Annotated in this window: 13 protein-coding genes; 6 read left to right on the top strand and 7 right to left on the bottom strand. The window is 54.7% G+C overall.

Annotated features, from left to right (window positions below; translation table 11 throughout):
- Positions 1-100: 100 nt before the first annotated feature.
- From JMJ16_RS55970 to JMJ16_RS12090, 5 genes are all read right to left on the bottom strand, one after another.
- Positions 101-235, bottom strand: coding sequence for a hypothetical protein (locus tag JMJ16_RS55970; protein WP_255553182.1), 135 nt, complete (start codon positions 233-235; stop codon positions 101-103).
- A gap of 267 nt (positions 236-502) precedes the next feature.
- Positions 503-757, bottom strand: coding sequence for a hypothetical protein (locus tag JMJ16_RS12070; protein WP_201381511.1), 255 nt, complete (start codon positions 755-757; stop codon positions 503-505).
- A gap of 400 nt (positions 758-1,157) precedes the next feature.
- Positions 1,158-2,189, bottom strand: a complete 1,032-nt coding sequence (locus tag JMJ16_RS54075; RefSeq protein WP_236601422.1) for a hypothetical protein — start codon at positions 2,187-2,189, stop codon at positions 1,158-1,160.
- Between the two features lie 473 nt (positions 2,190-2,662).
- On the bottom strand, positions 2,663-4,840 hold the full coding sequence (locus JMJ16_RS12085) for a PAS domain S-box protein (protein ID WP_201381513.1): 2,178 nt from the start codon (positions 4,838-4,840) through the stop codon (positions 2,663-2,665).
- A gap of 641 nt (positions 4,841-5,481) precedes the next feature.
- A complete protein-coding gene (locus JMJ16_RS12090) occupies positions 5,482-5,634 on the bottom strand; it encodes a hypothetical protein (protein ID WP_201381515.1) in 153 nt (50 codons plus the stop codon).
- A 308-nt stretch (positions 5,635-5,942) separates the two neighbouring features.
- On the opposite strand from JMJ16_RS12090, the gene JMJ16_RS12095 reads away from it, so the two are divergent.
- Positions 5,943-6,563, top strand: a complete 621-nt coding sequence (locus tag JMJ16_RS12095) for a histidine phosphatase family protein (protein ID WP_201381517.1) — start codon at positions 5,943-5,945, stop codon at positions 6,561-6,563.
- Between the two features lie 21 nt (positions 6,564-6,584).
- Here JMJ16_RS12095 and JMJ16_RS12100 read toward each other — a convergent pair whose 3' ends face one another.
- Together JMJ16_RS12100 and JMJ16_RS12105 are read right to left on the bottom strand one after the other, a co-directional pair.
- A complete protein-coding gene (locus tag JMJ16_RS12100) occupies positions 6,585-8,489 on the bottom strand; it encodes a hypothetical protein (protein WP_201381519.1) in 1,905 nt (634 codons plus the stop codon).
- 446 nt (positions 8,490-8,935) lie between these two features.
- Positions 8,936-9,481 (bottom strand): DUF1326 domain-containing protein, encoded by a 546-nt coding sequence (locus JMJ16_RS12105; protein ID WP_201381520.1) that lies wholly within the window; start codon positions 9,479-9,481, stop codon positions 8,936-8,938.
- A 478-nt stretch (positions 9,482-9,959) separates the two neighbouring features.
- Between JMJ16_RS12105 and JMJ16_RS12110 the strand changes: the two genes are divergently transcribed.
- The 5 genes from JMJ16_RS12110 to JMJ16_RS12130 all read left to right on the top strand — a co-directional run bounded on the left by JMJ16_RS12110 (position 9,960) and on the right by JMJ16_RS12130 (position 14,971).
- Positions 9,960-10,562: a DUF5134 domain-containing protein gene (locus tag JMJ16_RS12110; protein ID WP_201381522.1), complete on the top strand. Its 603-nt coding sequence runs from the start codon at positions 9,960-9,962 to the stop codon at positions 10,560-10,562.
- Between the two features lie 197 nt (positions 10,563-10,759).
- The gene (locus JMJ16_RS12115) at positions 10,760-11,458 is read left to right on the top strand and encodes a response regulator transcription factor (RefSeq protein ID WP_201381524.1); all 699 of its coding nucleotides are present in this window, start codon (positions 10,760-10,762) and stop codon (positions 11,456-11,458) included.
- Positions 11,459-11,912: 454 nt separating this feature from the next.
- Complete coding sequence (locus JMJ16_RS12120) at positions 11,913-12,323, top strand: hypothetical protein (RefSeq protein WP_201381526.1); 411 nt, start codon at positions 11,913-11,915, stop codon at positions 12,321-12,323.
- 632 nt (positions 12,324-12,955) lie between these two features.
- Positions 12,956-13,492: a hypothetical protein gene (locus JMJ16_RS12125; RefSeq protein WP_201381528.1), complete on the top strand. Its 537-nt coding sequence runs from the start codon at positions 12,956-12,958 to the stop codon at positions 13,490-13,492.
- Between the two features lie 138 nt (positions 13,493-13,630).
- Positions 13,631-14,971, top strand: a complete 1,341-nt coding sequence (locus JMJ16_RS12130; RefSeq protein WP_201381530.1) for an ISKra4 family transposase — start codon at positions 13,631-13,633, stop codon at positions 14,969-14,971.
- Positions 14,972-15,032: the final 61 nt, after the last annotated feature.

Consider the following 15,032-nt stretch of genomic DNA (forward strand, 5'->3'; position numbering starts at 1 on the left):
GTAAACTTGATGCTCTTCTATCAACGTGGGGTTCTTGTTAGCTGAGTTTTCTCCCATTGATGAAGGTGAGCTTATAGAACCACGCGACCTAGATGACATACTAAGTGATATCCATGAATTGTTGGAGAAAAAGGGAATAGCGGTCACTATGTAACCCAAAGGCCACCCAGGCGGCACGATGTTCCGCCTGCTCAAGGTGCTCCGCATCCTCGTCTCGGGCCTCCACCAGGGGCATGCGGGGAGTCCTGATGAAGCGTGCCAGGTCCGTGGATCCATGAGCTGAAGTGATTGCTCGCCAGATGGGGCCAGGATCTGGTAGAATACGAGCAGGGGCGTGTGGTCTGCCAGGGCAAAAAGATCCCGGTCACCCCCTGGCGGACCACCGCACCATGTTTCTTGCTCTTTGCCCGACGTGTCCCAGGGGGAATGATGCCGATGCAGGAGCTGGAGCCGCAAGCCGCGCTCTGCTCCACTCCCCAGAGGGGCAGCGATAGGCGAAGATTCACAAATCGGGGATATCGAGGCCTGCATCGGCGATGTAATAACGGCCGTTGAGGGGTGAGCGTTCAACCACGCAGTAGGGTTCAAGTGGCGGCAGGTCGTGGGTGAGGGGATGTTGTTGTGCGAGCCAGGTGTCCAGGGCCTCTGGGAGGTCAGGCATGTGTGGAGCAAGCCAGGCAACAAATTCCAGGGCTTGCTCAGGCGTCAGACGGATGCGGCGACCATCGGGGAGCAGTATTTCGAAGGAAGTGTCCATAGGTATCTCCTGAGTAGGACAGCGTACGAGGGCCTAGTGGTCTTTCTCTCTCTTACGAGTATACAGCATTCTTGCTTGGAGGACGTGGTAATTTAGCTGAATGTTCGAACGAAAATACTGGGCTGAGAGCCATCGCTTCGAACATTGAGCGCAATTTCCTTGAGGCGAAAGTTCGACGCTATTTCCAAGACCCGGCTGCTTTTTATGACAAAAGGATATTCTTCAGAAGAAGAGAGGTGACACAGGTTTACCTCTCTCGCATCGAAGTTCTTGCTCCAGAAGCGGTTCCACCCATGCGGTTTCCGGTTGGATCGACCCTTGAATACACAATTCGATCCTTCAGTCAAAATCCGTCGAACATTGAGCGCAATTACCAGGACGGCAGGATGAGGTAGTGACTCTATTGAGAAGTGGTGTAGAGAGAAGTGGTCAAGAACGCGATCCAGGACCAGGGATGGTCGGTGAGTCCCAAGGCCATGGCAGGAGTGCGTGGCTGATAGCGTCGCGACTCCGCAGGCATTGGGAGACGTAATGCGCGATGAGGGCGTATCCAGTTGTGTTCAAAAAGCTGCAGGTGGACCAGGGCATCCCAGGTAGCGTCCCGTTTGGCAAAGGCATGGGTCTTGCGGGTGAGGGCATTGAGCCGATCGCGGAGCATGCCGTTGACCCGCTCAATATGGACGGTTCCGGGTTGGGAGATCACCTCGCCCAAGGCGGCACGGATCTCAACGGAGAGCAGTTTCCCATGCTCATCGCGATGCTTGATGGTCTGCGTCAAGCACACATGTGGAGGGACGACCAGTGGGGGCCGACCGCGCTGGCCCGAACGTAGAGGCTGACGATAGGCTCGAGTGAGGATCGCGGCATACCCCCGCCAGCCATCGCCGCACCAGTTCAACGGATGGCCCTGCGTGCGTGCTACGGTGAGGGTGACCGCTCGCTCGACGAGATCGTCGCCGATGCGTCCTGTGGCACAGGCGGCGATGAAGCGGCTAGGGCGATCTTGCACGAGGCATCCCCAGCGTTCACCGGCATCAGCTTCGTCGGGGACTCCGTTTTTTTTGCGCACGAAGGACCAAAACTCGTCGATTTCTACCGTTGTGAGGTGCAGATCCTGCGTGAGAATGGCCGTCAAGGCCTCCGCATGCTCGCCTGCTCGCCGCAGCCATTGGCCAATCGTCTCGTACTTGTGTCCAGTAATCTCTTCCGCCGCCCGCAGACTTCCTCGGCGCATCACGACCAGGAGCGCTTGAGCCACCTCGGCTACTGGCGTATGCAGGCCATACATCGGTGTGCCTTCCGTTTCGCCAAAGAAGCGGCCGCATCCACGACACTGATAGCGCTGTCGTCCTTTGCTACTGCCATTGCGAATGACGTGTGGCTGCGCACACGCAGGATTGGGGCATGCTGGCAGAGATGGGGTTGCTGTCATGGTCAGTCCTCCTGACCTCTATTTTACCACTTCTTTCAAGAGTCATTACCCAGGATGAGCGTGCTGGTAAATTAACTCAAGGGTGATCAGATTTTGAACGGAAAGATGGGAAATTGACGTGAATCAGGGGAATCGGCGTTCGTCATCCTGGCAATGCCGCTCCCCATGCCGCTTCTTCCATCGACATCTTGGAAATTGGGGACGCCGCGCGCAACTCGTGCTACGTTCCTCAAAGGAGGGAACGGGGTAGGTGGTGCAGTGGAACAGAAACGTGGTCGAAGCTCTCGGCTGGCTTACAGAGCAGGCTAACAACACATATCAAAAAGAGTTAGATCGCTAATTCCGCTCTCTCTGCTCTTTTTGCATGCATTACAGCTTCTCCGAGGCTCTCGCGCGCTCGAATTGGCCTTCAACCACGTTCCTGTTCTGCTGCACCACATCCCCCGATGACACACGTCGTGTTCTTTCACTACTCAGGTATCTCTGTTCCTGGGAAGGGTCACCGTAAAGGTCGATCCTTTCCCGACGGTGCTGTCCACGGTAATGGTCCCCCCATGACGCTTGACGATCTCTGCCACAATGTACAATCCCATGCCCAAACCGGGGATCGCTTTCTGCCTGGGACCGGTGGCCCGATAGAAGCGCTCAAAAATCTTGTCGTGCTGCTCTCGTGGGATGCCCAGGCCATGATCATGCACACGGACCGTGACCGTCTCTTCGGAGGTGGAGAGATCCATCTCGACCGTCTCTGCGCCGGGAGAATACTTGATGGCATTGCTAAGCAAGTTGGTGAAGACCTGTCCGAGCCGGTCTTTGTCTCCGACGAGTAAGCGCGGTGCGGCACCTCGCACCACAATGGTATGCGTCGTATGTAGCTGCTGCATGGTATCGGCCACCTCGTGAAGCAACGCGTCAAGATCGACCGTCTCCCGGACGTACTCCAACCGACCTGCCTGGATCTTGGAGACATCCAGTAGCTCTCCGATCAGGCGTTCAAGCTGCTTGACAGGTCCCTCCACCCGGGAAAGCGCTGTGGCAGCCTCGTGCTGGGATTGCTTTTCCAGTCGTTTTCGCACCAGTTGGGTCTGCATCTTTAAGGCGGCGAGCGGGTTCCTCAGTTCATGGCTGGCCATGCTGATAAAATCATCTTTGCGTTGTTCCAATTCCTTGCGGGCCGAATTATCTAACACAAAGCCGATTGCTTGGGATGGGTGATACTGTAAGACGACACGACCCACAAGCACTGGAAGGCGACTACCATCTTTACATACGTACTCTTTCTCATAGGGTGGCATCGATTGCTGCGTGGCAAGTTCCTGATGGGCCTGCTGGGTCCGAGCCAGATACTCCGGAGGCGTCATGCGCATCCAGTTGATGTGCCCCGCGCGGAGGTCTTCGCGGGTATAGCCAGTCATGCGCAGAAAGGTGTCGTTGGCGTCCACAATCTGCTCACCTTCGGCGACATTGATCCCGATAATGTTGGAGTTCATCAGGGTGCTCGCGCGCTCCTGGCTCTGGCGTAAGGCTTCCTCCGTTCGTTTCTGCTCCTCAATATCGGTACAGGTGCCAAACCACTTGACGATCTGGCCTGCGTCATCACGCACAGGCATGGCGCGGGCTAAGAACCAGCGATACCCCTCTGTTTTGCCCTCCTTCAGACGATATTCGATCTCAAAAGGTTCACCTGAGGCACATGCATGATGCCAGACTGTCAGCGTGTGCTGAGAATCGTCTGGGTGGATGGCCTGGAGCCAGCCATCCCCTTGGTATTGTTGGTGGGTCATGCCAGTATAGTCACGCCAACGTTGGTTGCCGTATTCACTAAAGCCATCGGGGCGCAAGATCCACACAAATTGAGGGATGGCATCGATGAGGGTATGGAGTTCCGCTTCGGCGCGCTTGCGCGCGGTGATGTCGATGCCAGCCATGACGAGATACTCGACGTGGTGATCCGCATCCCTGTGGGGGGTGATCGCGACCTCCAGGTGACGCTCCATGCCTTCTCTGGGGTGAATGGGGGTCTCGAACCGCACCGTTTCGCCCCTGCTGGCGCGTTTGATGGCTGCGCGTAATTGCGCTTGACAGGGAGGAGCAAAGGACCACCAGGGGCCTTCAACCAGGGGTTTGCCAACCACCTCTTCACGTCGGATCTGCGCATCGTCTAACGGAACCTTATTGAGGTCCAAGACGATCCCCTCGGGCGTCAGAAAGACGATCCCCGCATGCACGTTCTCCAGGACCTCCATGTAGAGGGACTCGCGCTGGTGAACGATCTCCTGGCGCCCAGCTGGTGCTCCCATCTCATGGAACTGCAAGGTGAGTCCCCCACTAGTCGAAGAAAGATGCACGTGCAGCCAGCGCTGGGTGACGGAAGACACATACTGCACCTCGGTCAGAGCTCGGGTCTGTTTCGTCTTCTGGATGGCCTGGTAAAGCGCCGTGCTCACTAACTGTGGCGCGCAGCGCCAGAAGCTGTTTCCAACCAGTGTCTCTGGTGTGGCGCCTAGCAAGGCCTGTGCGCTTGCATTGGCGTAGATAATTATTGAGGCATCATCGAGCACAAACAAGGCCCCAGGAAGGGTCTCGAGAATCGTGAGGAGCGTCTCATGAGACTCTGGCGTGAGACGCTCGAGTTGTCTTGTCTTTAACATACTGCGGTCAATCTCCCTTTCACGTACCCCATCCCTGAGAACGAAGACGCATTCCTACTCGAATCGAAAGCACGTCTAGCGAAATGATGTGATATCTGTGAGAAACAAGCAAGCTGGACTGGACTCCAGTACCAGGTCTCGCTCGAAGGAACACGAGCATGAGCAACCACGAGAGACGCTCAAGCAGCCTCGCAGAACGCTCAAGAAGCAGAGCATCCTCGAAATGTGAGGAACAGTGCTGAGAACGCTGCTCCTTTTGCTTCTTCTCTTAGAGAAAACCGTTCTTTCGAGCGTCAGTGGTGGCTTCGGGTTGTTGGTCGTTCAGTTCTTTCTCACGGGCCTGGGTATGACGAACAAGGAAGACGCGAGGAACATCCAGGGCGACTCTTACTGTCGAGTTGCGGCCAGGTGCGCGCGATGCTCCCAATTTCCAAGGTGTCGATGGAAGAAGCGACATGGGGAGCGGCATTGCCAGGATGACGAACGCCGATTCCCCTGATTCACGTCAACTTCCCATCCTTCCGTTCAAAATCTGACCACCCTTGAGTTAATTTACCATTCCTCTCGCGCTGGTAAATGACAGGCAGAATCTTAGTAGCACATCAGTAGTAATGATATGGGGAAGGGAGCCGCCAGGCTCATCAAGCATCTCCGGGGAGCTTGAGGCTTGCTGGCGCTGCAACCAGCGTGCTCATGCCAGGAGCGCGGAGCAAGCGATGCCGCCAGGCCCGACCCTTGACCAGGGTGGTAAACTCGTAGCGCGAAAGCGCCGGGGAAGGTGGAACGCTGGTCAATGCAGAATCCCGGTGCTTTCGGCGCGGAGAGCGACCCCACCCTGGTCAAGGGCGGCATCGCCCGCGCGACTGGCTGAGAAAAATCAAGGAGAAAGAGTGAGGTAATTCAAATACTTCTCCTTGCTTTCTCCTGGAACCCGTCATAGTATGAATATCCCACGGGTTGCGCAACGAGAGAACGTGCGTGAGCCTTCTCATACAGCACCTCGCCTTGACGTTCTTACGATACCCATGTATAGTATCCATTGTAGATATATCCATGACGGATACTTTTGTACGAGTGACGAAAAGACAGAAGGAATCAGAAAGTGACGCACCTCTACTTCATACGACATGGCGACTACATTGAAGACCTGGAGAATGGTTCTTACCAGGATCTGGGTCTCTCGCCAAAGGGCATCAGACAGACAGAATGTTTGCGAGATCGTCTGGCCAGCACGGGCGAAATCAAGGCCGATGTGCTCATTGCCAGCCCGATGAAACGGGCCAAAGCCTCAGCAGAACTGCTTGCGCCAGCATTGGGCTTGCCCATTGTCTTCGAGAAAGACCTGGAAGAGTGGGTCTGCGATGATGGGACGCTCACACCTTCGGAATTTTCCGCCCGCTGGAACCAGGTTCCTGACACGCACAAACCGTTCTTCCGCTTCATGGCCGGGTACGAAACCGGCCTCGAATTCTCTGGACGCGTTCAAGCCGCGCTTCATCGTCTGCTCCAGGAATACAGCGGGAAAACGTTGGTGCTTGTGACACATGGGGGCGTGATTGCCGCTTCGTTTCACTACTTCTTCGGCTTGAGTGGAGCCGTCCCAGCGCGTGTGACTCCCAGTGCGATGCAGACGTCCATTACCCATTGGTTCCGACCATCTCAAGGGCAGACGTGGGTGTTGGAGCGCTTTAACGACACACATCATTTAGAACGTCTGGGGTAAAAGCCTCCGCCTGCGCGATGATCAGACCGAAGAGAGACCGAGAAAAGCGGCAAAGGTGGGTGCTATCCCGAAGAGCTTGATGACCATACTGCTCTCCTTCCTGGAACAGGCATTGCGCGCTAGCCGCTCTGCCCACGAAAGCCGAGAATGTGCACGTTGTTCACGAGAAAGTGGCGCAGGCGTGCCGGATGGAATGGGAGCGTTTCCGGCTTCCATCTGCACCTCCACGCGTTGATGTCGCAGCAATTGCATACAGGCTCGCCGTGAGATCCGCCGACTCCAGTCATGCCAGAGAAGTGGCGCATTCCCGACGGCAAGTGGATGCAGGAGTACGCTGACCTGGCGCGGCTTTGTGGTGGCGCTGCCATTCCACTGGCACTGCTCCCGCAGCGGGCAGGGACAGCAACTGTGGATGCTGGCTCCATACACCACGCGCAGGCTCCCATCGGCCTCTCGACGCTGCTCATGAGCACGAAGCTCCTGGGTGGCTGGACAATGGAGTGTCCCATCTGGCTGGATCGTGAAATCGCCGCCCGCGAAACGACCAGCCTTCCATGCTGCCCCCACTTCTGGAGGAGCATAGCCAGAGGCAGGAGTGGTGTGTGGCTGTGGGGGAGGAAGAGCAGGAGCAAACTCGGTCGTGCGGACTGGGTCAGGATGAAGGTGATGGCCCAGTTCGAGTCTCAGGTTCCAGACCCATTGAGCGATCAGTTGCCAGCATTCCTGTCCCCAGGTCGAGTGGCTGCACCATCTGTCCGGGTCCTGCTCTCTGTCTTCATCGGAGAGGATCGGTTCAAAGGCCCCACGATGCAAGTACAACTCCACCACATCGCAGGCGGTAAACGCCTGTTTCGGCAGGTTGGTGAAGAAGAGTTCATAGACGATGCCCGCGCGCGTGACGCCCACCGGGCTCTTCTTTTTGCCCGCAGGATGCGTTGCGACGATCACACGGCACAGCATCCCCGTAGGTCCCACCGGTATCTGCGGGCAATCATAGAGGCTGCGAACCACCGGGCTTTCGGGACGCCGCTGGAACTGATCAGGAGGCAGGTGTAGACGCGCCTGGACGAGTGGATGATCAAGTACGCTGTACTCTTTGCCACGGGTCACAAATGCGAAGCCAGCGAGATCGGAGAGCGCCGCCCCGGTCCCATATTGCCCATCAAGCCGCAGCAGCGCACGTTCTTGTGGGAGTGGGTATGCGGCCAGATACTGACGAATGGCCGCCAGACCCTTACGCAGTTCCTCCCGATATCGCCCGTTCCCGCGGTTGCCAAAACTGCCGAGCCAATGGTAGCTATGGGCCTGCGAGACCACTGTTCGTGTCCTGACCACCTCTCCACGCCTGCGACCTCGGTAGCCAGGCGCGCAGACGTCATCCAACCGGCGAAAAGATGGAGGAAGATCATCAGTCTGAGGTAAGGCGCGTTGCCGAGCCGCCTCCCGCGTCCCATCGATATCGAAGACGCCCCAGGAGTTCCCTGCTCGATCCAGCAGCCCTCCCGTTTGCCTGTCAGGCGTGAGTGGGCGAGCGAGCAGATCATCGAGAAAGAGCGTGCGCAGGGCTTCGACCGGTTCTTCTGTCAACGCCGCTAAAAACCGCGAAAGCGTTGAGCGGGCGGGAAGTCGGTCACGGCCAAATAAGGCCATGAACGGGACGGCGAAGGGCTGAAGGCTCTCGTAGAACTCCTCCAGGGTGCGCTCCCCACTGATCGCGTACCCGAAGAGCACCGTGAGAAAGTCAATCACCTCGTACTGACCAAAACGTTTCCGCACAAAGCGTACATGCTCGTTGATTTTGCTGAGAACGCCGTGCTTCTGAAGGTACCTGCTGAGCACGACGACCTCTCCAAACCAGGCAGGAGTTGAGCAGTTGGATTCCGACGTCGTCTGGATTTCCACCGCTCCATCGGTGATACTGGTCATACGTGGACCTCCTTGCTGAGAACTGTTGTGTTCGTTCTCTTCAAGGAACCACATATCTAAGCTGATGTGCTACAGGTTACATCTCGTTGCGCAACCCGTGGAAAGAGGGAGGCACACGTCTCTCTTTGCGAGAGCCTCAACTTCCTCACTCTGCTTTTCAAGGAGAGAGAGGGAACATGTCTATTGGAACTTCTCCCTACCTTTTCACCTAAGGCAGGCGAGGTGTCTTCCAGCGACCTTTTTAGCAGTGTGTATTTTGCGCCAGGTGATCATCAACGCCTTAAGGGATGAAGTGGGTGAATGGGGAGTTCTCCTTAGAGATACATACCAATCCCTTTTCTAGGCTTTTGAGCGGGAAAGGGCAGGGTTGCCTGGCTCTGAAAAGGGCTTCAGAGCCAGGCAACCCTGCCCTCTTTATGGGTTTTGCCTCAGCACGTTCAGGCGCGTTAGCTCCAGCGTTCTAACGGTTCTTGAGCGGCAATGTGTCCGTTGTAGGTCCATTCCTGAAAGAAGGGTGTATTGGCCTTCCCGCGTGCCAGGCGACTTCGCTCTTTGGAGAAGGTGACAGACAAGGTGTCACGTCCATGAATGTTCTGGATGTGCATGGGGACAAGATAGACCGGTCTCTGCGTGGAAGGCACCCGCTCGGGATGCGCAACTTCGCTGCCCTGGCGCTGCTCAAAGAGATCGAGCAAGGCTTGTACCTGCTCAGGAGTAGCCGCATCATCAATGAGGATGACTTCATGCCAGTTGGTGTCCTGTCCGTTCCGATTCTGGGCCAGGCTGATGAGCAGACGATGAGAAACATCTACGTCTGCAATGATCCCCTCCTCAATCTGATCTCCAACGAAGCGCCAGCGTGGGCCAAGGTAGGCCTCGGCCCCTTCACAGGTACAGTGATCCCCACAGGCGCACGGATCGCATGGGCAGGAACAGGCTTGCGCGGCAAATACTGTGCTCTTGAGTTGATAGGTGAGCGTTTTCATGGTCATATCGCACCACCCCTTTCTCTTTTTCTTCAAGCATGAGGAACAGGCATGAAAGGCTGAAAACATGCCTTTCTATGCCTATGCATTCTCAAGAGGAATATCTTTTCCTCATGGTATGGTAGCTCTCTTTTTAGAATAGCAGCAGAGACAAAGAACTTGCTCTCTGTGGGAGATCAGAGATGAAGCAGGCTTTTTGAGCAGGAGAAACACCTGATATGCGGAGCCATTTTGCGTGGAGGTCGCCCCTGACGAGAAAGACAAGGATGTGGACCAGATTGAGAGATGTGTAAAGGGTAAAAATTGGTTTGAGCGGCATCTGATTGCAAATGGCTTCTCGTTATGGTAGTCTTTTTAACAGGGAAGAAAAGACCTGTTCTTTTCCTCTGGAAAATGTCCCTCGTCGTCTCCTGTTTGAGTAGCAATATAATGAGAGAACACATGGAGCTGGAACTCCCGTTGAGGGGGCATAGAGGAGCTGGCAATGACAACAGGCAGTCCACTCTCTACGATCTTTTCGCTTCTGTTTCTGATCATCGCGTTCTTCTACCTGTTCCGGATTGTTTCCTGTCGGACACTGCTTCACCCCTTTGATGTAGAAAACGAAGTGGGACATGGACTCATGGCCGTCGGTATGATGTTCATGCTTGCTCCTACAGGTTGGCTCTCGCCATATCTCATCCGTTGGAACGTCATCCTGTTTGCGCTTTTCGCTCTGTGGTTCATCGGGCGCCTCTTTACGCGAAAACCTCTCCTTGCTCTCGTGCAGCAAACGCCAGGAGCCCATTCCACATTGCATGCCGATGCTCTTCATGTGCTTATGCATGGCGGCATGTGCTACATGTTTCTGCTCATGAGCAGTATGGTCTTGAGCATGATGCAACCAGCAATCTATACGAGTTACGTCTTTTGTATTTCTTTTCTATGCCTCACCCTCTTCTATGGGAAAGAGGTCTTGAAAGATCTTCAGGCTGCAAAGATACAGTGGCTGCAATGTGGCGCAAACCTTGCTCATACGCTCATGAGTGGGGGGATGGGTTGGATGTTTCTCGAAATGATCTCTATGACGATGAGCATGGGAAGGTAGTGATGCCCAGTTCATTTTTTCTGTGTACTTTTTAAGCCATCCGAGCGCACCATACAGGGGAAAAAAGAGAGTTCTCTTGATAGACAGAACGTATCGATGGATCTATACTGAAGAACAGAGCCGTGATCTTTTCGACGAGATCAGCATGTGAAGAACGATCTCTCTACTCTCAGCTGCTGTGTTAAAGGATGAGGTATATGCCTGAATATGATTCTTCCCACATTCATGTCGTGCTGGCCGATGATCACGATCTGGTGCGGCAGGGTATGAAAAGGTTGCTGAGTTTGCAGCCAGAGATACACATCGTGGGAGAGGCACGAACTGGCAAAGAAGCAATTGAGCAAACGCAAAAATACCGCCCGCAGGTCGTCGTCATGGATATCAGCATGCCTGATATGGATGGATTGGAAGCCTGCAAACATATTCGAGAACGTCAGCCGACGACCAACATTCTCATGTTGTCCATCCATGAGAGCGAGGGGTACTTCTTCCAGGCGTTACGTGCTGGAGCAGCAGGATACCTGATCAAAAAGGCCGCCCCGACAGAGTTGTATCAGGCAATTCTCTCGGTTGCTCAGGGAGGAGCGTTTCTTTATCCCAGCCTGGCTGCGGCACTCATCCGTGCTTATACGACCTTGCCACATATCCAGGAGCCAGACACGGGCGCTGGAGTCTCAGTGGCTGAAGCATTGCGTGTGCTCTCCCCGCGTGAGCGAGAAGTGCTCAAGCTCGTTGCTGAGGGCAATACCAACCAGGAGATCGCCGACCGCCTGGTGATCAGCATCAAAACCGTGCAGGCCCACCGCGCTCATGTCATGGAGAAGCTTGGCCTGGAGCACATCACGCAACTGGTGCGCTTCGCCATTCGCCATGGCTTGATCCCGCCTGGCCTCTGAGCAAGGCTGAGCATCTCCGTCCTTGCGGACCTCGGGGCTGATGTTGACCTCAGCATCTACTGCGCATTCGTTTCCCCCCATGATCCTTTTTTCCCCTTTCCTCGCGCCGCATCAGTGGGCAAACCTTTTCTGAGACATGCGCTTTTTTGAGTAACATTTTTGGCATGCCTGGACGGTTTGCTGAACGTTGTGCTTCACAAGTCACGAACTTTATCAGTGTCAAAAACAACTGCAATTGTAGGAATTTGCCATGCAGCATTTGGTAAAACCGCTTCTCATCTGATTTCTCCCTTCAACATTCTGTAAATTGCAAGGTGTGACGCTGAGATACTACGTCACATAATGCCCAGACGCGCGATGTGTCATCGTGTGTGAGCAAAAAAGAGGGCTAAAGCGCCTCCAGTCCTAGATGAGCTACAATAAGAGGAGTTCATTTATACACTGGAGGTTGTTTTTGAGCCAAACAGTTCTGCTCAAACGAGGATTACTGCTGGAATATCTGACCCTGGGGTGGAATGTCGTCGGCGTCATCCTGGTCGTTCTCGCGGCCTACGCCGCTCGGTCTGTTGCCCTGGCAGGCTTTGGCCTGGACTCGCCCATTGAAATCTTTGCATCCGTCGTGGTCGTCTGGCAACTCAAGGGGATCAACCTGAACCGTGAACGCCTGGCGCTTCGCCTCATCGGGATTGCCTTCATTGCGCTCGTCATCTATATTGTCGCCCAACTGCTGGTCACATTTCTCACCGGGGCCCACCCGGCCACCTCCGTTGGAGGAATCATCTGGATTGCGGCTACCTTCATCGCCATGTGTGATTTGACAGAGCTTCTGGCCATCAGGGTGAACCATATCTTGTCCAGCACTTAGCCTCACACCTCATCTCATCACACCGTATTCAGAAACCAATGTTCAGCTTTTGACGCATATTATGAATCTTACGCAAGTTTGCTGATTCAAACAACGGATCAGATATGGCCAAAAAAGCTGTTTGGCTTGCGGAGCACATCGGCACGTTCCCAATGGAAGTGCTTCTTTCCACTATCAGCAAACTTGCGTAAGTTCCATATCATGGCCAGCAGTTCAGAACTGGACGCATAATGTGTCCAACAGTTCTTTAAGGAGATTTCGACAGCTTTTTATCTTGTAGAGGTGAACTAGCTGTCGCGGATATGCGTCAAAGCGGACATATTATGAGTAAAAGATTATGTTTTTGCCTGAGGATATAGTAAACTAGGGAGAGAAGAAGCACAAGCCGCGCGTGATGTAGTGGAACCATAAGTCTTGCGCTCCAGCCACACCCAATCGACCAAGCGCTTGTCCAGCTTGCTTTGGACGCATAGTTCTACGAAAAATTGTTATGGCTCCTATTGAGAGCATTTCCTAACCCAGAAACCTTCCCAGGCATGAGCTAAAGCATATTTAGGGTCAGCTTATCCTGCTCTGCCAATTCAGACGTTCATTCACTGTGAAATATATCAGATATGAGGGCAGCAGAGTCCATGAAAAAACAAATTGAGGAAACACTGCAATGCTTGATTGGTCAATCCTTTTGGGGATCTGGGCGAGCGGCCAATCTTCTGACCTTTCAGTTTGGCCCACGCCAGGTGAGAATCGATCATCATGGAAAATCGCGGCAAGTCGGAACCTATGCACTGCATGTGCAATGTACTTGGCGTCTCACCAAAGCACAACGCATACTCGCTGCTTCGGGGGATCTCGGTTGGGAGCCGAAAGAGGTAAACGAAGAAACAAGGAATTATGAAGGGGAAGGATATTCATGGCCGAAAACAGGGGGGACTCGCCTCGATGAGCAACTCGTCAGCTTCTTTCGGCAATGCGAGCAAACTCCTCTCTTCGTCCAGGCTATTCAAGCTGACGATCTCGGAGGTTTGACCATTGAATTGACTTCTCAGCACCTCCTCACTGTGTTTCCCGATGACTCTTTTGACGAGGAATATTGGCGTTTTTTTCAAGTTGGAGTAAATCTACCACATTTTGTCGTCACCGGCGAGGGTATCGAAGATCAGGAAGAATAACAGTTTTTGGGAATGAGGAAATGGTCTCTCCTATTTTACAAGGTTGTGCCCAAAACTGGGGGTTGAAGAAAAAATGAGGCCTTCTCCGTACTAGGAAACAGAACGATGAAATCCGGAAACCTAAAGGAGAAGACCCTCATGCATCTCCAAGTATCGCTCACGTTTGACCTTTCTGCAAGCAGCAGCCTTGCGGACCTGGAAGAAGCCATTGTGACTCAAGGACACGAAAGCATGTGTCAAGCCTTGCAACAAGCCATCAAAGAGTGGGAGCAGCATCAGCGACGGTGTCCCACATGTGGAAGAGACGAGGTGCGCGTGGAAGGAACGGTTGGTCGAACGCTGCTGCTCGTCTTTGGTCGGATCCGGCTGGCCTTACGGCGCTACCGCTGTCAACACTGTTTGCATCGCTGGTGCCCCGCTCGTCGTCTCTTGCGTGATCTGCGTGGGCAACAGGTGAGCCCTGGCTTGCGAGAAGCCGCCGTACTTGCAGGCTCCTCTTGGCCCTATCGACATGCCGCTCAGCTCATGGAGCGCTTGTGTGGGGCTCACATCAGCGCCGAAGAAGTACGTCAGCTCACCATGCAGCAAGGCAATCAGCAGGCTCACGCCCAACAGCAGCATGCTGAAGAGGTGGTAGCCTCGGCCCCCAAAGAAGAGAAGGGCGAAGCGGGCGTGGCTGGCATAGATGGGGGCTGGACGCACAGTTGCGAGCAAGCAGGAGGCATGGAAGGAAAAGTGGCTGTGCTCGCCTGCAACAAGCAGGTGCAAGAGCCCAAAGCGCAGCCCGATCCTTCCCAGTTGACCTGGTATGAGCTCGCCAAGCGCAGTGCGAAAGGCAAGCGACTGGGTCCTCCTCACAAGCGAGCTCGTTGGATGCAACGACGCTATGTGGCGACCTTTGCCCCTTCTCACGCCTTGGGCTCCTTGGCCGAGGCAGCGGCACGTGAGGTTGGATTGGATGAGGAGAGCAGCGTGGTGGTGGCTGATGGAGCCCAGTGGATCAAGCAGGAAGCGCAGCGGCATTTTGCCAGGGCCACGCATATTCTCGATTGGTTCCACCTCTGGCGCGTGGTACGCAAAGCCATCCGCGAGACACAACGTGAGCAGCAGCATCCCGAGACCTGGCTCACGCAAGAGAGGACACAGATCAAAGATTGGCTCTGGCATGGCGAGGTGGACCCAGCCATCAAGCGGCTGCAAAGTTGGCAAGAGAAGGGAGAAGGCAAAGCCTTGGAAGCAGCTCTGACCTATCTGGAACATCAACGCGATTGGATAGGGTCCTATGAGGCGTGGAGACAGGCAGGCTATCCGGTGGGCAGTGGTGTTATCGAGCGAGCGGTGTCTCTGGTCATCAATCGCCGCATGAAACGAGGAGGCATGAGATGGAAACGAACCAATGCCACGGCACTGGTGGCCTTGCGAACCACCTTTCTCAATACCGATTGGCCGCGCGAACCATCGCATCGAGCATTTGTGTAGCCAACAGCCCCCGGTTTTGGGCACTACCATTTTACAAGCAATGTTGTAATGAGAAGGAGCA

Source organism: Ktedonobacter sp. SOSP1-52 (assembly GCF_016587395.1).

Coding starts and splice junctions, on each gene's coding strand:
- JMJ16_RS12110 (WP_201381522.1), top strand. CDS start 9,960: ATGACAACAGGCAGTCCACTCTCTACGATCTTTTCGCTTCTGTTTCTG.
- JMJ16_RS54075 (WP_236601422.1), bottom strand. CDS start 2,189: ATGACAGCAACCCCATCTCTGCCAGCATGCCCCAATCCTGCGTGTGCG.
- JMJ16_RS12070 (WP_201381511.1), bottom strand. CDS start 757: ATGGACACTTCCTTCGAAATACTGCTCCCCGATGGTCGCCGCATCCGT.
- JMJ16_RS12085 (WP_201381513.1), bottom strand. CDS start 4,840: ATGTTAAAGACAAGACAACTCGAGCGTCTCACGCCAGAGTCTCATGAG.
- JMJ16_RS12130 (WP_201381530.1), top strand. CDS start 13,631: ATGCATCTCCAAGTATCGCTCACGTTTGACCTTTCTGCAAGCAGCAGC.
- JMJ16_RS12100 (WP_201381519.1), bottom strand. CDS start 8,489: ATGACCAGTATCACCGATGGAGCGGTGGAAATCCAGACGACGTCGGAA.
- JMJ16_RS55970 (WP_255553182.1), bottom strand. CDS start 235: ATGCCCCTGGTGGAGGCCCGAGACGAGGATGCGGAGCACCTTGAGCAG.
- JMJ16_RS12105 (WP_201381520.1), bottom strand. CDS start 9,481: ATGACCATGAAAACGCTCACCTATCAACTCAAGAGCACAGTATTTGCC.
- JMJ16_RS12115 (WP_201381524.1), top strand. CDS start 10,760: ATGCCTGAATATGATTCTTCCCACATTCATGTCGTGCTGGCCGATGAT.
- JMJ16_RS12125 (WP_201381528.1), top strand. CDS start 12,956: ATGAAAAAACAAATTGAGGAAACACTGCAATGCTTGATTGGTCAATCC.